The 24583-nt window shown below is 58.3% G+C and carries 19 protein-coding genes and 2 tRNA genes; 12 read left to right on the forward strand and 9 right to left on the reverse strand.

The window, feature by feature from the left end; all coding sequences use genetic code 11:
- The first annotated feature begins 3 nt into the window (after positions 1-3).
- The 8 genes from ilvN (at position 4) to ACLI1Q_RS05725 (ending at position 8805) form a co-directional block, all read left to right on the forward strand.
- A complete protein-coding gene (gene ilvN, locus ACLI1Q_RS05690) occupies positions 4-519 on the forward strand; it encodes an acetolactate synthase small subunit (protein ID WP_023026400.1) in 516 nt (171 codons plus the stop codon).
- 102 nt (positions 520-621) lie between these two features.
- Positions 622-1635 carry a ketol-acid reductoisomerase gene (ilvC, locus tag ACLI1Q_RS05695; RefSeq protein WP_005280254.1) on the forward strand — a complete coding sequence of 338 codons (1014 nt, stop codon included), beginning with the start codon at positions 622-624 and terminating at the stop codon, positions 1633-1635.
- 127 nt (positions 1636-1762) lie between these two features.
- Positions 1763-3553, forward strand: a complete 1791-nt coding sequence (locus tag ACLI1Q_RS05700) for a DUF262 domain-containing protein (RefSeq protein WP_239267682.1) — start codon at positions 1763-1765, stop codon at positions 3551-3553.
- Positions 3537-4448: a hypothetical protein gene (locus tag ACLI1Q_RS05705; RefSeq protein WP_023026406.1), complete on the forward strand. Its 912-nt coding sequence runs from the start codon at positions 3537-3539 to the stop codon at positions 4446-4448. The genes ACLI1Q_RS05700 and ACLI1Q_RS05705 overlap by 17 nt, the downstream gene beginning before the upstream one ends.
- Positions 4449-4512: 64 nt before the next feature.
- Entirely contained in the window at positions 4513-6099 is a 1587-nt protein-coding gene (serA, locus tag ACLI1Q_RS05710) for a phosphoglycerate dehydrogenase (RefSeq protein ID WP_023026408.1), read from the forward strand.
- Positions 6100-6232: 133 nt separating this feature from the next.
- Positions 6233-7252 (forward strand): 3-isopropylmalate dehydrogenase, encoded by a 1020-nt coding sequence (locus ACLI1Q_RS05715; protein ID WP_239267680.1) that lies wholly within the window; start codon positions 6233-6235, stop codon positions 7250-7252.
- A gap of 115 nt (positions 7253-7367) precedes the next feature.
- A complete protein-coding gene (locus tag ACLI1Q_RS05720; RefSeq protein ID WP_239267678.1) occupies positions 7368-8180 on the forward strand; it encodes a fumarylacetoacetate hydrolase family protein in 813 nt (270 codons plus the stop codon).
- Positions 8181-8286: 106 nt separating this feature from the next.
- Positions 8287-8805, forward strand: a complete 519-nt coding sequence (locus ACLI1Q_RS05725; protein WP_255716810.1) for a class I SAM-dependent methyltransferase — start codon at positions 8287-8289, stop codon at positions 8803-8805.
- A 10-nt stretch (positions 8806-8815) separates the two neighbouring features.
- Here ACLI1Q_RS05725 and ACLI1Q_RS05730 read toward each other — a convergent pair whose 3' ends face one another.
- Complete coding sequence (locus tag ACLI1Q_RS05730) at positions 8816-9919, reverse strand: isochorismate synthase MenF (RefSeq protein WP_239267674.1); 1104 nt, start codon at positions 9917-9919, stop codon at positions 8816-8818.
- Positions 9920-10027: 108 nt separating this feature from the next.
- Between ACLI1Q_RS05730 and ACLI1Q_RS05735 the strand changes: the two genes are divergently transcribed.
- Positions 10028-11134 (forward strand): alpha/beta hydrolase family esterase, encoded by a 1107-nt coding sequence (locus ACLI1Q_RS05735; RefSeq protein WP_239267672.1) that lies wholly within the window; start codon positions 10028-10030, stop codon positions 11132-11134.
- Positions 11135-11158: 24 nt separating this feature from the next.
- Here ACLI1Q_RS05735 and ACLI1Q_RS05740 read toward each other — a convergent pair whose 3' ends face one another.
- Genes ACLI1Q_RS05740 through ACLI1Q_RS05770 form a run of 7 tightly spaced genes read right to left on the reverse strand, consistent with a single transcriptional unit; the run spans position 11159 to position 20859 of the window.
- Positions 11159-12724 (reverse strand): choice-of-anchor M domain-containing protein, encoded by a 1566-nt coding sequence (locus ACLI1Q_RS05740; RefSeq protein WP_411697136.1) that lies wholly within the window; start codon positions 12722-12724, stop codon positions 11159-11161.
- Entirely contained in the window at positions 12721-13641 is a 921-nt protein-coding gene (locus ACLI1Q_RS05745) for an anchored repeat-type ABC transporter permease subunit (protein ID WP_239267668.1), read from the reverse strand. Before ACLI1Q_RS05745 ends, ACLI1Q_RS05740 begins: the two co-directional genes overlap by 4 nt.
- Positions 13638-14372 carry an anchored repeat-type ABC transporter ATP-binding subunit gene (locus ACLI1Q_RS05750; protein ID WP_370657774.1) on the reverse strand — a complete coding sequence of 245 codons (735 nt, stop codon included), beginning with the start codon at positions 14370-14372 and terminating at the stop codon, positions 13638-13640. Before ACLI1Q_RS05750 ends, ACLI1Q_RS05745 begins: the two co-directional genes overlap by 4 nt.
- A complete protein-coding gene (locus ACLI1Q_RS05755; protein WP_239267664.1) occupies positions 14359-15249 on the reverse strand; it encodes a choice-of-anchor M domain-containing protein in 891 nt (296 codons plus the stop codon). The genes ACLI1Q_RS05750 and ACLI1Q_RS05755 overlap by 14 nt, the downstream gene beginning before the upstream one ends.
- Entirely contained in the window at positions 15242-16747 is a 1506-nt protein-coding gene (locus ACLI1Q_RS05760; protein ID WP_239267662.1) for an anchored repeat ABC transporter, substrate-binding protein, read from the reverse strand. The genes ACLI1Q_RS05755 and ACLI1Q_RS05760 overlap by 8 nt, the downstream gene beginning before the upstream one ends.
- Positions 16747-18339, reverse strand: coding sequence for a choice-of-anchor M domain-containing protein (locus tag ACLI1Q_RS05765; protein ID WP_239267660.1), 1593 nt, complete (start codon positions 18337-18339; stop codon positions 16747-16749). Before ACLI1Q_RS05765 ends, ACLI1Q_RS05760 begins: the two co-directional genes overlap by 1 nt.
- 57 nt (positions 18340-18396) lie before the next feature.
- Positions 18397-20859 carry a choice-of-anchor M domain-containing protein gene (locus ACLI1Q_RS05770; RefSeq protein ID WP_239267658.1) on the reverse strand — a complete coding sequence of 821 codons (2463 nt, stop codon included), beginning with the start codon at positions 20857-20859 and terminating at the stop codon, positions 18397-18399.
- 233 nt (positions 20860-21092) lie between these two features.
- Here ACLI1Q_RS05770 and gltX point away from each other — a divergent pair, with 233 nt between their 5' ends.
- The 3 genes from gltX (at position 21093) to ACLI1Q_RS05785 (ending at position 22997) form a co-directional block, all read left to right on the forward strand.
- On the forward strand, positions 21093-22586 hold the full coding sequence (gene gltX / locus ACLI1Q_RS05775; protein WP_239267982.1) for a glutamate--tRNA ligase: 1494 nt from the start codon (positions 21093-21095) through the stop codon (positions 22584-22586).
- Positions 22587-22812: 226 nt separating this feature from the next.
- Positions 22813-22884, forward strand: a tRNA-Gln gene (locus tag ACLI1Q_RS05780).
- A 40-nt stretch (positions 22885-22924) separates the two neighbouring features.
- A tRNA-Glu gene (locus ACLI1Q_RS05785) sits at positions 22925-22997 on the forward strand.
- A 107-nt stretch (positions 22998-23104) separates the two neighbouring features.
- On the opposite strand, the gene ACLI1Q_RS05790 is transcribed toward ACLI1Q_RS05785, so the two are convergent.
- Positions 23105-24319: an IS1249 family transposase gene (locus tag ACLI1Q_RS05790; protein ID WP_239267656.1), complete on the reverse strand. Its 1215-nt coding sequence runs from the start codon at positions 24317-24319 to the stop codon at positions 23105-23107.
- Positions 24320-24583 lie beyond the last annotated feature (264 nt).

Below are 24583 nucleotides of genomic sequence, written 5' to 3' on the forward strand. Positions count from 1 at the left end.
ACCATGACGCAAAACGAGGTAACTCGGCATACCTTATCGGTATTAGTTGAGGATGTAGAAAGCATCATCGCCCGCGTGGTGGGAATGTTTAGCCGCCGTGGCTACAGCCTGGTGTCCTTGGTCTCCGCGCACACGGAAACCCCCGGAATTAACCGGCTGACCATCGTTGTGGATGCCTCTGAGGTGATCATTGAGCAGGTAACGAAGCAGCTCAATAAGCTCATTCCGGTCATCAAGGTCGTGGAACTTAAAGAAGATTCCACCGTTGCTCGCGCCATCATGCTGGTGAAGGTATCGGCCGATAATTCCAACCGCGCGCAGGTGGTGGATGCGGTAAATATCTTCCGCGCCCGCGTGGTGGACGTGGCAAAGGAATCGGTTGTCGTGGAGGCTACCGGTACGCCGGGCAAGCTCGCGGCGCTGCTTGAAGTTCTCGAGCCCTTCGGGATTCGTGAACTCGTGCAATCGGGCCACGTAGCCTTGGGGCGCGGCCCGAAGGCGACAGCTCCCAAAAAGTAAATAAAATCTCACGATGTGAACACAATGTCTCGCGCAGTGGTATATACTCTGCGTTAGGACGCTTCATTACAGCTTCTCCTACCAAAGAATTGAGGATTTGAAATGGCTATTGATACCTACTACGACGACGATGCTGACCTGTCGATCATCCAGGGCCGCAAGGTAGCTGTTATCGGCTACGGCTCCCAGGGTCACGCCCACTCCCAGAACCTGCGCGATTCCGGCGTTGAGGTTGTTATCGGTCTGCGCGAGGGCTCTAAGTCCGCAGCCAAGGCGGAAGAGGCTGGCTTCGAAGTCAAGTCCGTCGCGGAGGCATCCAAGTGGGCCGACGTCGTTATGCTCTTGGCGCCGGATACCTCCCAGAAGGAGATCTTCGAAGAGCACATTGCCCCGAACCTGGAAGACGGCAATGCACTGCTATTCGGTCACGGACTGAATATCCACTTCAAGCTGATTGAGCCGGCTGCGTCCGTCACCGTCGGTATGGTTGCGCCAAAGGGTCCGGGCCACTTGGTCCGCCGCCAGTTCGTTGACGGCAAGGGCGTTCCTTGCTTGATTGCCACCGAGCAGGACCCGAAGAACGAGGGCCATGACCTGACCTTGTCCTATGCCGCTGCGATCGGTGGCGCCCGCGCCGGCGTTATCCCCACCACCTTCGAGGCAGAGACGGTCACCGACCTCTTTGGTGAGCAGGCCGTCCTGTGTGGTGGCGTCGAGTTCCTCATCCGCAATGGCTTTGAGGTCCTCACCGAGGCCGGCTACGAGCCAGAGATGGCTTATTTCGAGGTCCTGCACGAGATGAAGCTCATCGTGGACCTGATGTTCGAGGGCGGCATTGCCAACATGAACTACTCGGTTTCTGATACCGCCGAGTTCGGTGGCTACATCTCCGGCCCGCGCATCATCAACGCTGATACCAAGCAGCGCATGAAGGATGTCCTGTCCGATATCCAGGACGGCACCTTCACCAAGCGGCTGCTCGCCAACGTTGAAGGCGGCAACAAGGAACTGGAAGACCTGCGCGAGGAATTTGCACAGCACGAGATCGAAAAGACCGGCACCAAGCTGCGCGATCTCATGAGCTGGGTAAAGAATCCTTTGGACGCTACTGCCTAGGCAATAGCTGAAGCCAGTGCGGCCCGCGGGAGGTTCCCGGCGGGCCGCTTTTGCGGTTTGGCTACGTGCTATCCCAGCACTTAAGTCCGTGAGGTATCGCAGAGGTGTTGCGGGTAGTATTGGCCCTATGGGTTTTACGACGCCAAGCTATGATCTCAAGGATCTTTTTTCGCGGATTGACCGGGGCGATATCCAGCTTCCAGATTTCCAGCGCAGCTATGCCTGGGATGAAGACCGCATCCGCTCACTTATCGTTACGGTCCTGCGTGGTTATCCCATCGGCGCACTGATGGCCCTGGATATCCGCAATGAAAAGATGCGTTTCCGCCCCCGAGTGTTGGCGGGTGCGCCCGAGGCTGGCGTCGAGCCTGGGCTGCTCCTTTTGGACGGCCAACAGCGCCTTACCTCCCTTTATCACTGCTTTAACGGCGAGGGTTTTGTCAAGACCACCGACTTCCGGAAAAAGAAGGTTCGCCGCCGCTTTTTCATTGACGTCCGGGCCGCGGTAAGCGGGGACTTGCTTGCCGATGACGCCATTTTCGCCGTCGACCAGAACGGCGAGATCTGTTCGCACTTCGGCCCCGATATTGATGGGGCTATCACCTGCCGCCAGGATGGCCTGGATAATATGTGCATCCCTGTGGCCTCGCTACTCAGCGAGGAAGGCACCAGCATGCTTTTCGAGCTCGCCGCCACACACGAGCGGTACAGCGCCGAGCTCGCTGCGTTCAATAACCGCATCGTGCGTCCCTTGGCGGGCTATGACATCCCGATGATCCGGCTATCCCGCGAAACGGAGCGGGCCGGAATCGGTTCCATCTTTGCCCAGGCGAATTCCGCCGGCCTGCAGATGGATGTCTTCGATCTCTTAACCGCCGTCTTTGCTTCTGAAGATCCCACCTTCCACCTTGCCAACGATTGGCAGCAGGTGGAAAAGGACCTGCGGGATTCTCCCGCGCTCGATGGCATCGGACGCAATGAATTCCTCTCCGCAGTATCCCTCTTGGTCACAGGGGAGAAGGGCAATGCCGGCGGCCAGCGCGAAGATATTTTGAAGCTGTCCCTATGCGAGTACAAGGCGGCCGCGCACGACCTGCGCATCACCTTCCACGAGGTCGCCGAATTCTTGGCGCAGCGCCGTATTTTAAGCCTGGATCAGGTTCCTTATACGGAACAGATCGTGCCGCTGGCGGTTATCATCGCGCGCTTGGCCAAGCGGCCTGGGGCGCTTTCTAGCCAGCAGGCATGGGATCGCATCGACCAGTGGTTCTGGTGTGGCGTCTTTGGTGAGCTCTATGGCTCTTCCGCGGTGCCGCTGCGCGCCGCCCGCGACGTGGATGAAGTGACCGAGTGGGTGGCCGGGGCCACCGATGACGTTCCCAAAACGGTCGCAGATGCAGGATTCCGGGAATCCCGCCTGCTCTCGGTCGATGAAAACGATGGCGTTTGGCACGGAATCTACGCCTTACTCATGGCTCGTGGCGCGAAGGACTGGCGGACGGGCAGCGAGTTTACTCGCCATACCTTTGAAGAGCTCAAGCCTGGATTTTTCCCAGTATTCCCACTGAATTGGTGCCAGCGCCACGGGGTGGATTCGGTCTTGGCGCAGTCGGTTATGAACTTTACCCCGATGGGCAAACGCACAGAGGTCGTCCTCGATGGATTCGCACCGAATCGCTACCTGCCACGCGTGCAATCCAAGTCCATCATGGAAGACGAGGAATTTGATGCCGTCTTGGCGTCGCACGACCTCGATGTCGCTAACTTAAGGGAATCGAAGATTCAGGAATTCTTGGCGGATCGGCGCCATCGTTTTGTGAACCTGGTGGAAGAAACCTTGGGCATTCCCGTCATTCGAGATGTCGATGAAGCAAACCTGGCCGGCGGTGAAGAGGGGCCACATGCATTTGGCCGCTAAGAGGTTCCGGGCGGCTGCAGCGGTTATCGCAGCCTCCCTTGTACTTGTCGGCTGCGGCGATGCCTTGCAGGAGCCCAAACTGGTAAAGCGTGGGCTGTCGGATCTCTCCGAGTCCGACGTTGAGCTTGAGCGCGCCAAGTCAGAGAATCAAAACCGCCTTATCGATCCCAAATTCGCTGGCAAGTTTGAAATCATCGATGATCCTAGCGGCATTGACGCTGCGCGGACTTTTTTCGAGGATTCTGACTCGATGGTGCTCTTTGCACCCGATGCTAAATCCGAACTGCGCGCGGCGACGTTGGCTATTAACCAGCACCTGCCGGCCGTGGAATACGATCGCTCGCGCCGCGGTGACATCCTCAACCTGGTAGGTGACTTGGAAGTAAAACGACTCGTCATCATTGGCGATATTCCATGGACACAATCCAGCGGTGATTTCACTGTCATCAAGGACCCGGGAACGCACGAAGCGTTGGGAGATTTCACGGCATTCCAATATGAGTCCAAGGTGGTCGCCTCGCCGAAACAAATGGTCAAGGACATCGCGCGGCTGGATAAAACACCTTACGTTGAGTTGCGCCCTGCCTGGATTCCTTATGAGGGTGAGCCCGACGACGATGGTAAAAAGTTATCGCCCGTTCCGGCACAGTCGCGGCGCGATGGCCAGATGGCGCCCAATATTGTGGCCACGGCGGATAGCCCGGTAGCCAATGTCATTACGGCCGCGGCCTATGGTGGCTCGGTATTGGTGATGCCGACGGCAGATCCGCTGGAAGATAAGCGGAGTATGGCCATGGTGGCGGGGCTGGACGAGGGTTCACTGATTGCTTTGGGCCCGGAATTCGGTCAAGTGAAAGAATTTAAGGAAAAAATAAGGCAGGGCACCCCAAACTGAACTACACTTCCTTTACACGCGGTGATTTTCGCGTAATGCACAACGAATTGAAACGAAGGATGATATGTCGAAGCCGGTAGTTCTTATCGCCGATAAATTGGCCCAATCCACAGTGACGGCTTTGGGGGATTCTGTCGAGGTGCGCTGGGTAGATGGCCCGAACCGCGAGGAATTGCTTGCTGCGGTTCCAGAAGCAGATGCGCTGCTCGTGCGCTCTGCCACCACGGTCGACGCTGAAGTTCTAGAAGCCGCGCCCAAGCTTAAGATTGTGGGTCGCGCGGGCGTGGGACTCGATAACGTGGATATTGACACCGCCACCAACAAAGGCGTCATGGTGGTCAACGCTCCTACCTCCAATATCCACTCTGCGTGCGAGCAGGCGATTGCCTTGCTTTTGGCCACTGCCCGCCAGATTCCAGCGGCGGATCAGTCCTTGCGCGAGGGCGAGTGGAAGCGCTCTTCCTTCAAGGGCGTGGAGGTCTACGGCAAGACTATTGGTATCGTCGGCTTCGGCCACATCGGTCAGCTTTTTGCACAGCGGTTGAGCGCCTTTGAAACGAAGATTATTGCCTACGATCCTTATGCCAATCCGGCGCGTGCGGCAGCGCTTGGCGTGGAATTGGTCGAGCTTGAAGAGCTGATGGCGCAGGCAGACTTTGTCACCATTCACCTGCCCAAGACGCCCGAGACTGCCGGAATGTTCGATGCGGAGCTTTTGGCCAAGGCAAAGGAAGGCCAGATTCTGATCAACGCCGCCCGCGGCGGCCTCGTAGATGAGCAGGCCTTGGCGGATTCTATTACTTCCGGCCACCACCGCGGTGCGGGCTTTGACGTCTACTCCACGGAGCCGTGCACGGATTCCCCGTTGTTTAAGCTGCCGCAGGTCACGGTGTCGCCGCACCTGGGCGCGTCCACCGTGGAGGCACAGGATCGCGCGGGTACCGATGTCGCCGCATCTGTGCTCAAGGCTCTGGCCGGCGAGTTTGTTCCCGATGCGGTCAACGTCTCCGGCGGCACTGTGGGCGAAGAGGTTGCCGGTTGGCTCGACCTCGCCCGCAAGCTGGGCCTTACCGCCGGGCGCCTGCTTGATCAGGCTCCCGTCGCCGTGGAGATCGAAGCCTGCGGCGAGCTGTCCACTGAGGATGTGGATGTGCTGGGCCTTTCCGCCGTCCGCGGCCTGTTTAGCGGTGTGACCTCGGAGCCGGTTACCTTCGTCAACGCGATGCAGATTGCTGAGAGCCGTGGGGTCGAAGTTTCGGTATCCACTAACCCAGAATCCAGGGGGCACCGTTCTTCCTTGCAGGTCAAGGTCATTAGCGCGGAAGGCGTGACCTCTTCGCTCACCGGTGCTCTCATTGGCATCGATGGCACCGAAAAGTTTGTGCGCATCAATGGCCGCGGCGTGGATATGCGGGCCGAGGGCCGCAACTTGTTCTTCCGCTATGCCGATGCCCCAGGTGCGCTTGGTACCGTGGGTACCAAGCTGGGCGCGGCGGGCATCAACATCATCGCTGCAGCCTTGACGCAGGGCAAGCAGGAAACGGATGCCGTGCTCATCTTGCGCGTGGAGTCCGAGGTACCAGATTCTCTCATCGAGGAGATCAACTCGGCCCTTGGCGCTACGTGCCAGCAATTCGACATGGATGAATAACCTCAGCGCAGGTTAGGAGAGTGGCCTAACCGCGTACTCGTGCCCGCCCATCGCGTAGATTTCTGCTGCGATGGGCGGGTTTCCTTTGGTAAGCTAAAGCCTAATCCACTATGTGAGAAAGGAATCCTATCTAATGAAATTAGCGGTTATTGGCGGCGACGGCATTGGGCCAGAAGTAACGGCGGAAGCCCTGAAGGTGCTGCGGGCGGTGCGCAGCGATATTGAAACCACCGATTATGACCTGGGCGCGCGGCGCTACCTGCGCAATGGCGAGCTTTTAACAGACGCGGACCTGGCTAGCCTGCGCGAACACGATGCCATTTTGCTGGGCGCCATCGGCGCACCCGGCGAGGTCCCCCCGGGCGTCCTGGAGCGTGGCCTGTTATTGAAGATGCGCTTTGCGCTCGATCAGCACGTGAACCTGCGCCCCTCCATCTTGTATCCCACGGCCCACTCGCCCCTGGATAACCCGGGCGAGATTGACTTCGTCGTGGTGCGAGAAGGCACCGAGGGTCTGTACTGCGGCAATGGCGGAACGCTGCGGGAAGGAACGCCGCACGAGGTAGCCAGCGAGGTTTCGCAAAATACCCGCTTCGGGGTGGAGCGCGTGGTGCGGGACGCCTTTGAGCGGGCATCGCAGCGCCGCAATCACCTCACCCTGGTGCACAAGACGAATGTCCTCGTCAACGCCGGCGATCTGTGGCACCGCACGGTAGAAGAAGTCTCGGCAGAGTATCCGCAGGTGGAAGTGGACTATAACCACATCGATGCCGCGACGATCTACATGGTGACGGAGCCGTCCCGCTACGATGTCATCGTTACCGATAACCTCTTCGGCGATATCTTAACGGACTTAGCAGGCGCTATTACCGGCGGGATTGGGCTGGCTGCTTCGGGCAATATCGATGCTTCGGGTGTAAACCCCTCCATGTTTGAACCGGTGCACGGTTCGGCGCCCGATATCGCCGGACAAGGCATCGCGGATCCGACCGCGGCCATCTTGTCGGCAGCGATGCTCTTGCGGCAGCTGGGCGATGAAGGCAATGCGCAGAGGATTGAAAAGGCGGTGGCGGAGGACATCGCCAAGCGCGGCGATGCCCCAATCAAGACCGTTGAGGTGGGGGACCGCATCGCGGAGAGCCTGCAGGCTTAAGCGTAAGAAGTCCTTCGCATGAATGCGGTGTTGTCAGGGAACTGAATAATCTTTGCAAATTAACACCGCAAACTTTGCACACATGTAAAGGCTACCTTTTAGTAGGATGGCCGTTATGCGTTTAGGACGAATTGCACACCCAGAAGGAATTTGCTTTGCCATCATTGAAGGGCCACAAGATGCCCCGATGGAGGAGCTCGTAGCTAAAGAAATCTCCGGCACTCCATTTACCCCGCCGGAGCCCACCGGCCGGGAATGGAAGCTGGGCGAGGTGCGACTGTTGGCGCCGACCTTGCCCACCAAGGTAGTGGCGCTCGGCCGCAACTATGCCGACCACGTCGCGGAGGTATTCAAGAAGTCCTCCGATAAGCTGCCACCAACCATCTTCTTGAAGCCATCGACTGCGGTTATCGGCCCGAATGAGGCCATCAAGATTCCCGATTATGCCACCAACGTGGAATTTGAGGGTGAGCTGGCCGTGGTTATTTCCAAGCCATCGAAGAATATCCAGGCTGAAAACTGGAAAGACCACGTGCTGGGCTATACCATCTGCAACGACGTTTCCTCCCGCGACCTGCAGTTCAAGGACGGCCAGTGGGCGCGCGCCAAGGGTATTGATACCTTCTGCCCGCTGGGCCCGTGGATTGAAACGGACCTGGATAGCTTGGATCTTGATGATCAGAAGATCAATGCTTACCTGACCCACGATGGTTCCCGTGAGCAGAAGCAGGATTCCAATACGGATCAGATGATCGTCAAGATGGGCGGCATCTTGGAAGAAATCTCTGCCGCCTATACCTTGCTGCCTGGCGATGTCATCACTACCGGTTCGCCAGCAGGAACCGCACCGATGGTGCCGGGCGATACCATTGAAATTGAGATCCCAGGGGTTGGTACTTTGCGCAATACCATCTCTAGGGCGCAATAGTTTCATCTCGCGTCAGCTGCCGCTGGTGAGGTATTGGTAGAAGGAGAACGGCGTGCCGGATCATTCACATCAAGGCCACCGCGGGTCCGCGCCGAGCGCGCAGGAGATGGAGGAGCGCTACCGTGCCACCGCGCAGGTGTGGTCAGGGAGCCCGAATGCCACGCTGGTGGACTATGTCAGCGACCTTCCGGCAGGTACCGCACTCGATATCGGCTGTGGGGAAGGCGCTGATGCGCAGTGGCTACAGGATCGTGGCTGGCAGGTGCTCGGCATCGATTTTGCTCCTACTGCCGTAGCGCGGACTAGGGCACGTGGAGTTGCCGCCGAGGTTGCTACCTTTGATGAATTTAGCCACGATTCTTTTGACCTGGTTACCGTTCACTACGGCAGCGTCCGTGCCACCGCAGGGGAAGTGGCGCTGTTAGAAAGACTCGTCGCCCCGGGTGGAACCTTGCTCTATGTTCACCATGATATGGAGTCAGAAGAGATTGCCATGCCGGAATGGCTGGCGGATAATCTTACCGAATTGACGGTGCAGACCCTGCGGCGATCGTCGCGCCATGTTACTAGCGGTGCCGGATCCCACCACACAAGCGACGTGGTCCTCGTGGCGAAACGGCTCTAAGCCGCACCGTTTAAAGGCTGAGCGCGCGGAGGATTGTTTGGAGCTTGGCGGTTGTTTCTTCCAGCTCGGCTTGGGCATTGGAAGCACCGACCACGCCGCCGCCGGCCCACGCGCGGGCGGAGAGGCCATCGCCGGCAACTTCCGCGCAACGGATGGCTACCATGTATTCGCCATCGCCGGAGCTATCGCACCAGCCGACGGTGCCGGCATAGAAGCCGCGGTCGGTCTCAGCGGTCTCGATAAGCGCCTGCGCCGCTTCCGTCGGCGTGCCGCAGATTGCGGGGGTGGGGTGGACTACTTCTGCCAGTTCCAGGGCGGTGAGGTCTTTATCCCGCAACGTGCCGGTGACCGGCGTGCCCAAGTGCCACATCTCATTGGTGTGTATGAGCTGCGGGGTCTCGGGGATATCGAGGCTGCTGCACAGCGGTTCTAATACAGTGCGCAGGTGTTCTACTACAAAGGAATGCTCCAGCAAATCCTTGGCGGAGTGCAAGAGGTCTTGGCTGGCAATGTGGTCTGCCGCCTTATTGGCCCGGCGCGGGGTGGAGCCGGCGAGCGGGAATGCAGACACGGTCGAGCCTTGCCGTTTGATGAGCACCTCCGGAGAGGAACCGACCAGCATGGCCCCTGGGCGGCCTGCGGGCGAGAGATCCGCAATGAAGCCATCGCGGTTGACGGAGAGATCGATAAGGCGCGCGGCCACCAGCCTGGGATCGATGGGGGAGGCAAATTCGATATCGACCGCGCGGGCGAGAACCACCTTTTCTAGCTTCGAGGTTTCGATGGTGCCGATGGCCGCCTCCACGCGGCGCAGGTGTTCTTCGGGCTCAGGGTCAAAGCCCACGACGCGGGAATTGAGGGTTTGATTGCGGTAGAACGCATGTGGTTCTAGCGGGCCGTCTTCGCGGATGATCGATTCTGGAACAGTCAGGGCGGCGGGGGTATCGGAGTCAAAGGGGATGGCGCCAACGACCATCTCGGCCTCGCCTCGGTGCAAGGCGTCAACCGCGGTTTCGGCACTGGTAAAGGTTTTCCGCGCACCTTGGGTACGGACAGACCCCGTTGCCCGGGAGAGCAAGAAATCGGGGGCGGTGCTTGGTCTGTCTTCGTGCATGGGGATCTAGCTTAGTGCCTCGTTAAAAGTTGGTAGAAATTGCCCTCGCCAAGCGTGTGGGCACCCTGTGACACAACCGATGTAACTATTGTTACCAAAGTGGCTACTGTGACTAAAGTTTTTCTTCGATTTACCTATCTCTTGACCTCGCTCCTAGTGATAGGCGCCGCCATAAGTGTGCCGGCGACGGCGCAGGAACAAGAAGGCGCCGGATCGCCGGTACAACCGACGCACCCGGAACCTGTGCCAGAACAAGACCACCACTCCGGCGAGCCCGTGATTCCAAAACCAGATGGCTCGCATTTGCTCCCAGAAGGTGTCACTGAATCGACTCCCCGCAATCCTGAGGAGCATACGTCCGCTCCCGGTGAGTCACCACATCCGGGCAATTCGGAGCCGACTCCACCCATGCCTTCTGCTGATCCCGGCATTAATCCTGATCCGGCCATTGCACCGGGAACTATGGAGTCGCTTGAAATGGAACACGAGGGAAAACAGCGTCGCTACCTCGTGCGTATCCCGGATCACTACTCTCCCGAGAAGCCATCCCCGGTGCTTTTTGGATTTGGCGGTTGGGGAGATTCCCCGGAAAATTTCTCTAGTTACGCACGAATGGGAAATACGTCAGCCACCGATGAGGCCATCATCATTTACCCGGAGGGCTACGAACGCGCTTGGGAAGCAGCTCCATATGCCAAAACCCATGATGGCGAAGATATCCGCTTCATCAAGCACATCTTGGATGCGGTGGATGCGGACTATCATGTGGATCGCAATCGCGTCTACGCCACGGGAATGTCCAATGGAGGCGGTTTCACCTCCGTCTTGGGCTGTCACGCGCAAGATACGTTTGCTGCGGTTGCCATGGTCTCCGGAGCTTTTTATAACCCCGTTGAAACCAATTGCGGCGACGCGCCAATGCATACACTCATCATGCATGGCACCCACGATCAGATGATGACCTATGAAGGCGGCGACCGGCACGAAGCTGGCTATCTTCCCGTGCGCACAGTCTTGGGAGGCTATCTTAACCGCAATCGCTGCGAAATGACCTTCCAAACCCAGGCGGAGGTTGGAGGAGCCGAGCGCCTGAACTTCAACGGTTGCCACAAGGACGTGGAATTGATCAAGGTGCCTGCTGAACACACGTGGTTTTGGCAACCGGATACCCCGAATGTTGTGTGGGACTTCCTTTCCACCAAGACACGTGTGTAGCCCTAGGCAGTACTTTTAGAGCTTCTAGTCGACGCGCGGGATCTGCGTCGTGGCCGCATCTGCTTGCGGCGGCCCAGGCTGTTCTGGCTGCTCAGACTGTTCTCCAGCTTGCTTCTTCTTGCGGAAGAATTGGACATAGACCAACAGGCCAATTCCTAGCACGAGGGCGAATGCGCCGAGCCCCGCCAAGATGCCCGCCCAAAAGCTGCTCTTGGTCAGTGAGGCGGTGTAGGCGGCACCGGCAAGCGCTTCATTGTTCTGGTTCTTGCCACCTGCAGACGCGTTGGGCGCAGGAGCTGAACTGTGCTTTCCAGACTTCGTTCCTTTTGATTTGCTGTCCTTAGACTTGTTGCTCTTGGATTGCGGGGAGGACTTGCCCGCGGATTTCTGGCCAGAACTTCCGCCGGACTTGGAGTGCGCAGCCTTAGAACCGGAGCGAGAGCCGCTGCTTGCCGATGATCCCTTCGATGAGCCCCCACCCGAATTGCGCGACGCAGCACCAGAGCCTGCCCCAGAACCGTGGGCTTGGTTAGTCTTGCTCTGGCCAGAACCGCGATCAGAGCCCTTGGTGGAACCGGACTTCGACCCAGACTTGGAGCCTTGGTTGGATCCCTGCTTCGAACCAGAATTTTTCTCTGCGGCCTTCCCACCGGAGCCGCCGGATCCACCGGACTGGCCCTGCTTAGACGGCTTATCGCCGGATTTATCCTTGGAATCTTTCTCCTTCTTTTTATCGCCCTCGAGGAATTTTTGGCCTTCCTTCAAAGTATTTTCCAGCTCCTTATCCAGGCCCGCGATGGCTTTATCTACTCCCCTGATGTCCTTGGCCAGCTGTTTCGGGCGGGAGGTTCCATCGGAAGGGACGCTTCCCTCGGCATCATCGGACTCGTCGTAGTCCACACCACACAGCTCTGCTGGATCCGCGTCATCTCCCACGAGGAATCCGGCGTGCAGGTGGTGGCGGGAGCCATCGGGAAGCTCAAAGGTAAAGCTCACGGCGTAGGTGCCCGGCTTGGTAAAAGCGAAGGCAGGGTGGGAGTGGGACCTGCCCGGATAGTCCCAAGCGGTGCCGTCCTCGGTATCCATACGGACCTTGAGATCGCCGATGCCCTCGTTTTGGAAGGCCACGATGCGCCCATCCTCTGGGCCAGACGCGATGGCCATGCTCAAGGTCGCGGTCTGCTTCGAGCCGAGGTATTCCTCCGAGAGTTCCTGGGTATTAAAGCCCAGCCACGGAACATCCTCAATCTGGGTTTGCGGGAGCACCCATCCCTCGTCAGGCAGGGAAGGGATGTTGAGATCAGAAATACGCTGCTTGTTCTTCTCCGCTACCTCTACCGCGAATTCTTCGGACTGGTATTCCTTTTCTTTTTGGTCGTCTTTGACCACAAAGCTGATATCCCCGCCTTCATCCTTGAGCGCCATGTCTTGGTGGCCTTCGGTGATGCGGATAAAGTCCTCTGCGCTGCAGGTCTCTGCGGCATGCGCGGTGGCCATAACGGAAGAGGGTAGACCCACACCGGTGAGGGTTCCCACGCTGAGGAATCCGGCGGTGCCTAGGGCAAGAGCGGTACGGCACAAGGGTTTCATGATTCGATGGTTTCCTTTCGTGGGGTGTTCTCGGAGGCGTTAGCTGGCACGCGAGGAGAAGAGTGGCCCGGTTTGCGGCGAGAGCGCAGGAAGGGATGCAGGGCCCAGACAATGAGGAAGAGGACCGTGAGCGTGAGCACGATGGTCGCGCCCGCGGGAAGATCGATGGCCCACGCCAAATAGATGCCGAAGAAGCTGCAGACGGCACCGATGATGGCCGAGAGGAACATCATCGTGGTGAGGTTGGCCGTCAGCAGGCGCGCCGTGGCGGCTGGGGTAATCAGCAGGGCGAGGACCAAGATATTGCCGATCGTGCTTACGGAAATGACCACCGCGGCGGTCACACACAGGTAGAGGATGATATCCAGGGCAAAGACCGGCAGGCCCATGGCGCGGGCGGTCTCCCGGTCCAAGCAGGTGGCATTGAGCTGCGGGCCAAAGGCCACGACCACGGCTAGGACCACGAGGCAGACGCTCGCGGCGACGGTGATATCTGTGCGCGAAACGCCGGTGAGCGAACCGAAGAGGAAGCTGGTGAGCGATGCGCTATAGCCATCCGTGCGCGAGATGATCACCATGCCTAAGGCGAAGGCGGCGGCAAAAAAGATGCCGATAATGGAATCCGCGCGCACGTGGTTGCGTTGCGAAAACGCGGCGATAAGCACCGCGACGACCGCGCCGGCAACCGCCCCGCCCAAGAGGACTGAGGTCTGCAGCGCAAAGGCGATGGCCAGGCCTGGGAACACGGCGTGTGAGACGGCATCACCAATAAAGGCCATGCCACGCAGCACCACATAGCAGCCGATGATTCCGCACACGATGGCGGCGATGAGCGAAATGCCCACTGCCCGGGCTAGGAAATCGAGGTGGGGATTGGTTAAATCCCGCAGGAAATCGATAAATGAGATATCAATCATGCAGCCACTCCAATCGCAGCGAGCAACGGGGACGAGGCACTGACGCCAAACGCGTGGGTCCACGGATCTTTCTCGGCCAAAAGCTCCTCGGCGGGGCCGTCTGCAATGACCGTGCGATTAAATAGCACGAGGCGCTTGCACGTGTGCGCCGCCTCAGACAGGTTATGGGTAGACATCACGATGGATTTTCCTTGCGCCGCAAGCTCGGCGAAAAGCTCCAAAAGGGCCTCGGTATTCGGGGCGTCGAGCCCGGTAAAAGGTTCATCGAGTAGCAAGACCTCCGGCTGAATGGCGAGGGCGCGGGCGATCAGTACGCGCTGGCGCTGGCCGCCGGAAAGCTCCTCGATGGGCCGGGAGGCAAATTCCTCCATATGCACCAAGCGCAGCGCTTCTGCAGCGGCGGCATGATCCTTTTTCTTAGGGCGCTTGAACCACCCGATGAGTCCGGTCCGCCCGCTGAGCACGGTGCGGTACACGTTGATGGGAAAGCCCCATTCCACCTCGTGGCGCTGGGGAACATAGCCCACAGAGCCGGTGACGGTGCACGTGCCGGAGGAGGGGATTAGGCCCAAAATGGCGCGCATCAGCGTGGTCTTGCCCGCGCCGTTGGGGCCTAGAAGCCCAATGAATTCACCGGTACCTACCTCGAGGTTGGCGTCCTCAATCACGGTGCGGCCAGATAGCGCTACCTGCAATCCGCGCACCTGAATGCACGGCTTAGACATGGCCATCGCCTCGCTTACGAGATTTCACGAGCACGGCAACACCGGCGATCAGCACGATAATTCCGCCGCCGACCAAGACATACACCCATACCGGTAGGGAAGAATCCTCGGTCGTGGCGTCTGCTGGGCTCCACTCCGCATCCTGGGCGGCCTGGATGGCTGCGCCATCGCCCACGGCGAAGGTCAGCACGCCATCGGTACTAAACTCCTCGCCGTTTGTGGTTTCACCCTTGATCCGGATACCCACCTGGTGGGTGCCCGGCTCCGTAAAAGTCCAGTTGGCGTGGGTGTGCGTATTGAGGTCTACCCAGAACTCAGACTCGCCTTTTTCTGCCGTAGACCACAGCAGCTGGGGTGCCTCAAAGCCGCCGTTTTGCAAGAAGAGGGAAAAATCCCCTGGGCCGGAGTGGCCGAGGAATTCCATGGTGACGCCGCGATCAGCGTTATCGACAAGCGAAGGCGCCTGGGTATTCCACCCCAGCCACGGGACGCCGGCCTGCTCAGTCTGCGGGACAACCCAGACATCCTCGCCAGATTGTGCACCGACGAAGCTGAACTCATCGGTATCCGGCAGCGTTTGCTGGGCCGCGTCGCCTACTGAGAACACCAGGTCATCAAGGTGGCGCCACACCGGGGAATCGCCTGCATCATCGCGGGCCAATAGCTCGGCATCGGAGCCATCCAGCAGCGTGCCGATGTCAACGTGGCCCGCATCGATGACCTTTTCTTCGCCCTCGGGCGCCACGGTTTCATCCGCGCCGACCACCTGCGCGAGGTCGTCGGCCCAAGCAGGCGTTGCGGATACGGCTAAGCCGGCGGTGACGATGCAGGCTGCCGTGCGAGTGGCCGCGCGGGTAACGGTTCGAGAGGCAAGGTTAAGCATGGTTATCTCCATTCGAAGGATGTAGGCAACGCTGCAGCGAGTCAGCATTGAATTTCATGAGATCGATATAAGTAGGCACGGCATCATCAAGCGTGTCGCCGTAAATGGGGCACAGCTCCACGTTTTGCTGCGCGGCGGCCTCCTTCAGCGTGCTGGCACTAGCCTGTTCCACCGGCTCCACAAAGACCGCGGGAAGGTGCAGGTTCTCCAGCGTCCGGCGCAGGGCAATGACCTCCCGTGGCGAAGGCTCAATGGCGGGATTGGGCGTCACGAACCCAGCCACCGACAGGCCATAGCCTTGCTCTAAGTAGGCATAGCCGTGGTGGGTGGTGACCAAGTGCCGGTTGCTCTGCGGGATGGAAGAGATCGCGCGGTCCACATACCCGTCAAGCTCGCGCAGTTCTGCGATATAGGACTCGGCACGGGCGCGGTAATCGGCGCCGTGCGACGGATCCGCATTCGCCATTTCTTCAGCGATGACATCGACATAGGCAATGGCATTGTCCACGTTGTGCCATAGGTGCGGGTCCACTTCGCCGTGGATGTGTTTACCTAAGACCGCTTGGGGGAGCAGGTAGGTATCCGCACCGGGGGTTCCCAAGAAGCGGTAGGCGGGATCCGGCGGAATGGGCTGCAATACCGAGGAGGGGACCGCCACCGCGGTATCAGCGGGATCAAAATGCTGGTCTTGATCGCGCAGATCAATAGATCCCTTAGCCACATCAGCGGCAATATCCACGTGGCCGGAATCAATGACATCCACATCTTCCGGCGGGTTCACGCCTACCGCGACGGTTAGATGCTCTACCTCAGTGCCATCTGCCTGAAAGCCCAGCTTATAGATGCCCGGCTCCGAAAAACCCCACGAGACGTGCGTGTGCGCGTTGGCCGGGAGGGTGACCGCATCTTCGCCTGAGTCGATGCCATCGGCGCTATTAAACAGCACTTCCGGCGTGCCGAAGGTGGAGACCACGTAGGCTGCGACATCGCCTGGCCCCTCGGCAGAGACCATGCGGAAATCCACGCCGGAGTTGCGCTGCTCGGCACCGCTAATGCGCAGGCCCAACCAGATGGCATCCAGGGAGACATCTTCTACCAGCGGCACGAGGGTAGCGCCGCGGGTGGAGGCGGAGTCAGCGACCTCTACCACGGGCGCATCCGTGGACTCGTGCAAGGTATCTATCAGGGACTGCGGTTCCAAGAGGTATCCATTGCTCAAGGCAAGATCCGCATTGGCCACGTTGCGCACCGTGCGCAGCGTCGGCTCAAAGGTGTGCGGGTCCTTTCCGCTTGGGATAAGGCCGGTGACCGAGGCATCCTCGCCTGCGACGTGGCGGGCCATATCCGCCAGAATCGGCGTCGTCGCAACCACGCTGAAGCGATCAGAGGTATCCACCGCTGCCGAGGTCGTGCAGCCTGCCGCGAGGAGGGAGACGCTACAGAGCGCCCCTACGGCCTGCAGCCCGCGCGGTACGAAACGGTAGTGGGGCACTGGCATTAATTCTTTGCCCTCGCGACAGCGAGTCGTGCAATACCCAGGCCAAGGAACAGCATGCCCAGGCCGAGCACACCGATTCCGAGAGGCATGGTGGGGGTCCCAGTATTGGCAAGAGCCGCGTTGCTGCCCTTACCGGACGTATTCGCACCGGAACCGCCAGCGCCATCCTGGCCAGCACCGGAACCATTAGAGCCCGCGCCGGCTGCGGCGCCAACACCACAGTCGCCGCCATCCGGGTTCACTTCCGCGCCCAGGTCGAAGTGGCCATTATCGAAGGAGCCATCTGGCCTGCCACCGCCGACGACAAAGTGCAGCGTTGCTTGGCCTGCTACTTGCTTGCCGGCAGAGGTCTGGGCCACCTGGCGGATCGTCACGTCATAGGTGCCCTGCTTTTCGAAGACCCAGTTAGGGTGCACGTGGGTATTGGGGGCGATATTGTAGCTGCCTTCCACAGCGCCGTTCGCGCCGCGGAACCATTCATCGCCGACGATTTTGCCCAGGCCACCCTGGCTGTAGACCATCATGGCACCAGGGCCCTTCATATCGACGAGCTCCCAAGTAACATCACCTGGAATGTGTTCGCGCATGGAGGGGCTCTGGGTATTCGCACCGAGCCACGGCACGCCATCGACCTGCGTAGAACCAATCATCCAGGCTTGGCCGGCCGAAACAGGTCCAACATCTTCTGGCAGCTCGACGCTGGAATTATCGGAGAGGTAAAAAGTTGCGCCATCGGCATCGCGCCACTGCGGCGGCGAGACCGTATCGTCTTTAATCTGCGGGATAATACCCGGACGGCACTCTGGATCCGTGGACTGTCCGCCGCTTGCAGCGTTGCCGCCTTGGCCACCCTCGGAATTGCTGTGTCCAGCGTCATTGCCGGAGTTATCTGCCTCGCCAGAACCGCCCGCAGAACGGTGACCGGAGACTGTCTCTCCGCCTTCGCCTACCTGCCAGGTATAGGTCACTGCGTTACTGGTTTGGCCATTAGAGGAGGCCTGAACAGTCATCTCATAGGTACCTGCCTCACTAAAGGCCCAGTTGACGTGCCGGTGTGCAGGACTCGGCTGGTTAATAACCTCGCCGCTGGTCAGCTCCATCGAACCGGAATTGGTCACGGCACCGACGTTGCCGAACCCAGAGGTTTCAAAAACATAGACTGAGCCCGGCCCAGAGATATTGGTGAATTCGAAGTCAACGCTGGTGAATCCGCCATCGCGTGCCGGCTGAGTATCCCAGCCCGGCCAGATGATATTTGGGTCTTGGGTTTGGGGCAGGAAGTAGGTCGATTCTCCAATCTCGGGAACGGCCTCGGTGGCATCGGACCATGCCGATTCCACGACCTGGAGCAGCACGTCATCGCCAGGGCGCTGGACGTGCGAGCCGGTGACATCTTCCTGCATGGATAGGTGTAGCTGGCCATCAGGTGCCGTGACGTAGAACGCGTCGATATGTCCGGAATCAAAGACCTCATCGAAGGCCAAGGCCGGTGTGACCGGAACGAAAAACGCGATGAGGGCGGTAATTACCGCCGCGATGATGCGGCTGCCAGGCCGGTGAGCTCTGGTGCGTGAAATGGTGTTGGTATCCATGGTTGTTATTCCTTTAGAGCGTTTGGGCTGGGGTTCCCATTAGCTGTGGATTAGTAGTTAGATGCGCCAGCCAAAGCGCTCACGAATGAGATCTTGGTTGTCGCGGAAGAAGTTGTAGAAGGCCTTGAAGGTGATGCCAAGAACCGCAGGCAAGACCAGAGCCCAAGGATTAAACGATGGCCCCGCAGGAGTAGACGGCTTAGATGGCTCGGACGGCTTCGAAGGCTTAGACGGTTTCGAGGGCTTAGATGGCTTTGCCGAGTCCGAAGGCTTTTCGGACGGCGTCTCGGAAGGCTTTTCCGATGGGGCATCGGATGGCGCAGCCGTAGAACAGGACTTCACCGCGTCATCACCAATGGCAAAGGTCAACGTCTGTGGCTTGGATGCAAGTTCTTTGCCGTCGGTAGTAGTTGCCGTATAGGTTGCCTCAAACGTGTAGATGCCCGGCTTAGTAAAAGCCCAGTGGGTATGCCTATGCGATGCGAAGGTGGTCTCGATCGTGTGATCGTCTTCGGCGGAATTGGCAAGGATGTCATATCCAACGCCCCTGGTTTTATCGATATATACGCCCCACTCAGCGCCCTCTGGCGTGTGCTTGGGCTTGAGGTTCAAATTGACTTGGCCATCTTTCATCTTGGAGTAATCCAATTTTTCGGTGTTATACCCCGGCCAGATGATGGCTTGGTTCTGCGTCTGCGGCAGGTGGTAGAAACGGTCACCGATGTTGCCAAGGAAATCGAACTCCTTATCACCCAGCTGTCGGGAGCGGGGAGTAAGCGCGTTTTTGTGCACGCCAAGTACGACGTCATCCAACGAGCGGTCTACCGAGTTCTTATCAATTTGTCCTGTGTCATCGCGTAGGACGGTGCGGAAACCATCGTCAGTAGGCAGTGCCTTGATATCGACGTGCCCGCGGTCAAGTACCTGCTTTTCGCTGCAGCGCTGAGCTTCCTCGTCCTGTGACGGTTGAGATGGTGCAGGCGTATCGCCGGGTGCGGGTGAATCGCCGGACCCAGGTTTTTCGCCTGGGGTAGCGGCGTTGTCATCCGCGCTGGTAGAAAGCTCGCCTGTCGCTTCGTAGTTTTCGCCGAATTCAAAGGGCTCAGCTAGCACCGTGCTGCCATGTCCTGCCTTGACAGTGGAGTGAGGGAAGACGTTTACTTTGGCAATCGTGTTCTTAAAGAGTTCGCCATTGGTAAAAGTTGCCTCTCCGTGCCCGTTGGTAATTGGGGCTTCCACTGGTGCCGTGGGTTCCGCGTCGTTCTTGTCGTCATAGAGACCACCAGTCATCACGCCGCTGAAGTTATTGTCCTCCATGTCGATGATGATTTTGGTTCCTTCTTCGCCCTGTTTGCGCATCCGCACCGTATAGCCGGTTTCTTGCAGCGTTACCTCTTCGGTGGGGGCCAGCTGGCGCGGATTTTCGGCTTCTTCCCATGCCTCTGCGGCATCAGAAGAGTCGGTGTGGACAGAAGAGCCTGGGGTAAATTCCACCTGCTGCGAGATCCAGCGCGGCGCATCGCCTTCTGGGGTAAATACCGCCTGGATATTAGACGAGTCTGGGCCCATGTACTCATCCCACTCGGCGTGGCCGTCGGCGACAGGCAGATCGGTGAGGAAGTAGCCATCGATAAGCAGCGTAAGCGTGCCGGATGCCTTATTTTCCGCATCGAAGGAAATGGTGGTGAGCTTATCGTCACCGTCCTTTTCCGGGTTCTGCTTTTTGTCCATGCTCAGGCTGTAACCAGCAGCGGCGGCATCGCCGGAGGAGGAGCTATCGAAGCGTTCCTTGAGGCTTGGGGTCTTGTCATCCTTTGGCTTTTGCCCGCCCACTTGGTAGCTGGTGGTTTGCGGCTCACTAGCCACGAGCTGCCCATCCGCCGTGCGAGCGGTGGTGCGATAGGTCAATCGATAACGGCCGGGCTTGGTAAAGAGAGTGGCGTTATGGGTATGGGTACCGGCATTGAGGTATGTAGAGTGCGGTGAGTCTTGGAAGGAGCCCAGCATGCGATGGAGCTCGGCGCCGTCTTTATCGTCCTTGTTGGTAAAAAGCTCCACGTCGCCTGGGCCATCCACGCTTAAGAGGTCGAGGAAGGCGATGTTATCGCGGAAATCTTTCACGGGAAGCCCAGTGTCTGCGCCGAAACCGATCCAGATGGGTTCTTGATTGGCGGAGGCTTGGTACGGGGCCGTGTAGTAGGTGGTGCCTGTAGGACCGATGTAGTCCTGCGTGCCGTTTTCTGGCAGGGAATACATAAAGTTCTGGCGGCGCTTACCGTCCTCGTCTTCGCGGTTATAGCCTTTGCCTATCCAGGCAACGGTGTCATCGATAAGCGGAGTTTGGCCGGAAAATTCGGATCGCAGTAGGAAGTTGTCTCCTTCCCAAAAGCTCTTGGGGGAATCGACGTGGGTTTGGGTTGCGATGTGTTTGCCATCGTCGGGGCCGGCGTAGGCGGTAGCCGGGGCAATCAGCGCGATCGTGCTGAATGCGGCCATGAAGCGAATACGAGGAGAAGCCACCAGCGCGTTACCTTTCTGCAGTTGTCAGTAGTTCACCTCGAAACTATAGAAAATGATTCCCAATACTGGATAATCTTTTAGAAACTGTTCCCGTTTACCTGTGTGTTTATAATGAAACCCGTTATCATCTACCCCTTTTTGCGTGTAATAAAGTACATGGGGGCGCACTTTTGGGTGGTAGGGTGAGGCGCTGGTTTGGGCTGGTGCGGACTGTGTCCTGTGACTCCACTACGATGGTGGCCATGACTGAAGTTCGCGTTAGATTTTGCCCTTCTCCCACCGGTACCCCGCACGTTGGCATGGTGCGCACGGCCCTGTTTAACTGGGCCTATGCCCGCCACACAGGCGGAAAGTTGATATTCCGTATCGAAGATACCGATGCTGCCCGTGACTCGGAAGAGTCCTATCAGGCCATCATTGACTCCTTGACCTGGCTCGGATTGGGCTGGGATGAAGGTGTCAACGTGGGTGGCCCGCATGAACCGTACCGGCAGTCCCAGCGCATGGACATTTATAAGGATGTGCTCAATAAGCTTATCGATGCCGGACATGTCTACCCCGCCTACTCCACCGCTGAGGAGGTAGAAGAGCGGCACAAGGCCGCAGGGCGCGACCCCAAGTTGGGCTATGACAACTACGACCGCGACCTGACGCAGGAACAGATTGATGCTTTTGAGGCTGAAGGTCGCAAGCCCGTATGGCGCCTGCGCATGCCGGACAAGGATTGGGCCTGGACTGACCTCGTGCGCGGCGAGATGTCCTTCAAATCCGAAACGCAGCCTGACTATGTGGTGGCGCGCTCCAACGGCGCCCCGCTGTACACCCTGGTCAACCCGGTCGATGACGCGTTGATGCGCATTACCCACGTGCTGCGCGGTGAGGATCTGCTCTCGTCCACCCCGCGCCAGCTGGCCATGTATGACGTGCTGAAGGAAATCGGCATCGCGGAATTTACCCCGGAGTTTGGCCACCTTCCCTTCGTGATGGGTGAGGGGAAGAAGAAGCTGTCCAAGCGCGACCCGCAGTCCAACCTCTTCAACCACCGCGATAACGGCATCATCCCGGAGGGTATGCTCAACTACCTGTCGCTGTTGGGTTGGTCCCTGTCTGCAGATCAGGACATCTTCAGCATGGACGAGCTGATTGAGAACTTCGATGTCAACGATGTTCTGGGCAACCCCGCGCGCTTTGACCAGAAGAAGCTCGAGGCCATCAATGCCGATCACATTCGCCTGCTCGAGCCCCAAGAGTTTGCCTTCCGCCTGCGCAATTACCTGACGGAGTACACGGATTTCCCGGCCGATTATGATGGCGAGAAATTCGCCTTCGCCGCAGACTTAGTGCAAACGCGCATTAAGACGCTTGCCGATGCCTATGGGCTACTCAGCTTCCTTATCACCCCCGATGCTGAGCTCACCTTGGATGAAAAGGCGGCCAAGAAGAACCTGAAAGACGACGCCGTCCAGCCGCTCGAGGTGGGCATTGACACCCTTGAAGCGGTAGAGGAGTGGAAGACCGACGCTATTGAAGCCGCGCTCTCCAAGGCGCTCATTGAAGATCTAGAGTTAAAGCCGCGCAAGGCCTACGGCGCGCTGCGCGTAGCCATTTCCGGCGCCCAGGTGTCGCCGCCGCTCTTTGAGTCCATGGAGCTTCTGGGTAAGGAGTCCACCTTGGCGCGCCTGCGTGCTGCCCGCGAGGTAACTCCGTACGTTCCAGCTGCGGAGTAAATCGGCACCACCAGAAGTGTGGAGGGCGCAGCCCGTTAAAGCGGCGGATGAACATCGAACTACACAGATGTCATCCGCCGCTTTATTTTAGCTCAAGAAAAACGCCTAAAAATTCCAGTTGCGCTGGCGATTTGGCGCATTGGGAAACGATGATTATAGTTATAACACGTTGCAGCGAGCAAGGGAGCGCAGCCGATAAGGATGCGATTCCAAGCGAGTGAGCAAATGGCCTATGGTGTAATTGGCAACACAGCGGTTTCTGGTACCGCCATTCTAGGTTCGAGTCCTGGTAGGCCAGCAGTGAAAACGCTTTTTTGAAGCAGGCTCACTAGTTCTATGCCCCGTTCGTCTAGAGGCCTAGGACGCCGGCCTCTCACGCCGGTAACACGGGTTCGAATCCCGTACGGGGTACAAATAAAAAGATTCCTCCAGCCACAGTGGTTGGAGGAATTTTGGCTTAAGGGACAAAATGTGTGGGATCTGTGGCGTGTCGTGGTAAGAGACATTTTGTGTGGGATTTATCCGCGTCCAGCCCAGCCTTTGCGCACTCCAAGGCTGGGATTCCATTCGGAATCGATTCCCGTGTCATAGGCGGCTGGTCGACCATCAGCATGGCCTCGGCGCTTGATTTCTTCTTCGGCCCAGGCCGCCTGTGCCTTCTCTTCGCCTTTGCGTCCGAAATCTTGCTCAAGAGCTAGCTGTAGCGGCGGCACTGGGTTTTCCGTGCGGACATAGAGCCACCAATCCATGATGATGCGTTGATGCTCATCGAAGGTTCCACGATGGGCTCTGGCAAGGTCTTTGAGCTGCTTGTTGATTCCGCCTTCAAGCAGGTTCGTTGTGGACTTCACGTCGCAGGTCACGCCTTCAGGCGGATTCAGGTAGGTAAATAGCGTTCCGTCGTTGATAAGTTCATTGAGCCTGTTGAAGCTTCGCCTAGCGCCACGGTGCGTGAACCAGAATTTTTGACTCGGCTTGACCCACCGCGGTATATCTGCGGCTTTTACCTGGCTGCGGTATGTTTTCTCTTTCAACCAGGGGCCGAATGTCACGCTGGCCTTGTGGACTCTGGTGATGAACTCGCGTGCTTCATCCTGAGTTTCGATATGTGTGAGCTGATACGCGAACGTGCGCAGTGCTTTATGCGCTGGATAGCGGGGATGACGTGAGATGTCGGTGAGGATATTGCGCTGAACATGAACGAGACATCGCTGGATTTTAGTATCTGGCCAGTGCTTTTTAATGACTGCGCGGGCACCGCCAGAGCCATCGATCGTGACGATCAGCGGTGGTGCGAGCATGTCCAGGAGTCTGGCGTAGTTGTATTTTGATTCCCCGGTGCACCATAGCCAGGCCACGGGGTGTTCGGCGGTGCACGCAACAAGCAGGCATTTGTTGTGAAAGTAGGTGCCGTCGATAAACAACTGGTCGTAGACGCGGAACTTGTCGGTATGTGAGGGCACCACGATGAACCAGAAGAAGGTAAACCACCGGGTGAGTGTGCGTCGGGTGACGTGAAGGCGGTGTGCTATGCGTTCTGCTGGTTCGCCGGTAAGGACCCAGTCTAAAAAGACTTTGAAGTGCTGGATATTGGCGGTGTTGGCCCTGGTGCCGGTTTGTGAAGCGTTGCAGTTGGGGCAACGCCAGCGTGGGGTTCCTGCTGTTGTTGTGCCGTTCTTGTGCATGCTTGTTCCGCAGATCGCGCATGCTGGGCGATTCCTACGACCTGTCATAAGAATTGCCGTAGCAGGTTCAAATACCACAGGTGGGCAATGACCGGCGTATTTGAGGGCTAAACCTCAGGTTGGAACTGATTCCAATTCAATATCCGCACCTTGCCCCAGCTCAAGGAATGAATCGACACCTCAAATCCCACACAAAATGTCCCTTAAGCCAATTTTTCGTATGTGCGCTTGCGGTCTAAACGGGGGTTAAGTGGGTCTTAACCCGGGGGATCTATTGGCACGAATTCCCTTACTATCTGCTGATTTGTAATG

The organism is Corynebacterium limaceinasi (assembly GCF_046717465.1).
Lineage (GTDB): Bacteria > Actinomycetota > Actinomycetes > Mycobacteriales > Mycobacteriaceae > Corynebacterium.

Excerpts from the sequence above, each read along its gene's own strand:
- ilvN (WP_023026400.1), top strand. The coding sequence starts at position 4 with ATGACGCAAAACGAGGTAACTCGGCATACCTTATCGGTATTAGTTGAG.
- ilvC (WP_005280254.1), top strand. The coding sequence starts at position 622 with ATGGCTATTGATACCTACTACGACGACGATGCTGACCTGTCGATCATC.
- ACLI1Q_RS05700 (WP_239267682.1), top strand. The coding sequence starts at position 1,763 with ATGGGTTTTACGACGCCAAGCTATGATCTCAAGGATCTTTTTTCGCGG.
- ACLI1Q_RS05705 (WP_023026406.1), top strand. The coding sequence starts at position 3,537 with ATGCATTTGGCCGCTAAGAGGTTCCGGGCGGCTGCAGCGGTTATCGCA.
- serA (WP_023026408.1), top strand. The coding sequence starts at position 4,513 with ATGTCGAAGCCGGTAGTTCTTATCGCCGATAAATTGGCCCAATCCACA.
- ACLI1Q_RS05715 (WP_239267680.1), top strand. The coding sequence starts at position 6,233 with ATGAAATTAGCGGTTATTGGCGGCGACGGCATTGGGCCAGAAGTAACG.
- ACLI1Q_RS05720 (WP_239267678.1), top strand. The coding sequence starts at position 7,368 with ATGCGTTTAGGACGAATTGCACACCCAGAAGGAATTTGCTTTGCCATC.
- ACLI1Q_RS05725 (WP_255716810.1), top strand. The coding sequence starts at position 8,287 with ATGGAGGAGCGCTACCGTGCCACCGCGCAGGTGTGGTCAGGGAGCCCG.
- ACLI1Q_RS05730 (WP_239267674.1), bottom strand. The coding sequence starts at position 9,919 with ATGCACGAAGACAGACCAAGCACCGCCCCCGATTTCTTGCTCTCCCGG.
- ACLI1Q_RS05740 (WP_411697136.1), bottom strand. The coding sequence starts at position 12,724 with ATGAAACCCTTGTGCCGTACCGCTCTTGCCCTAGGCACCGCCGGATTC.
- ACLI1Q_RS05745 (WP_239267668.1), bottom strand. The coding sequence starts at position 13,641 with ATGATTGATATCTCATTTATCGATTTCCTGCGGGATTTAACCAATCCC.
- ACLI1Q_RS05750 (WP_370657774.1), bottom strand. The coding sequence starts at position 14,372 with ATGGCCATGTCTAAGCCGTGCATTCAGGTGCGCGGATTGCAGGTAGCG.
- ACLI1Q_RS05755 (WP_239267664.1), bottom strand. The coding sequence starts at position 15,249 with ATGCTTAACCTTGCCTCTCGAACCGTTACCCGCGCGGCCACTCGCACG.
- ACLI1Q_RS05760 (WP_239267662.1), bottom strand. The coding sequence starts at position 16,747 with ATGCCAGTGCCCCACTACCGTTTCGTACCGCGCGGGCTGCAGGCCGTA.
- ACLI1Q_RS05765 (WP_239267660.1), bottom strand. The coding sequence starts at position 18,339 with ATGGATACCAACACCATTTCACGCACCAGAGCTCACCGGCCTGGCAGC.
- gltX (WP_239267982.1), top strand. The coding sequence starts at position 21,093 with ATGGTGGCCATGACTGAAGTTCGCGTTAGATTTTGCCCTTCTCCCACC.
- ACLI1Q_RS05790 (WP_239267656.1), bottom strand. The coding sequence starts at position 24,319 with ATGACAGGTCGTAGGAATCGCCCAGCATGCGCGATCTGCGGAACAAGC.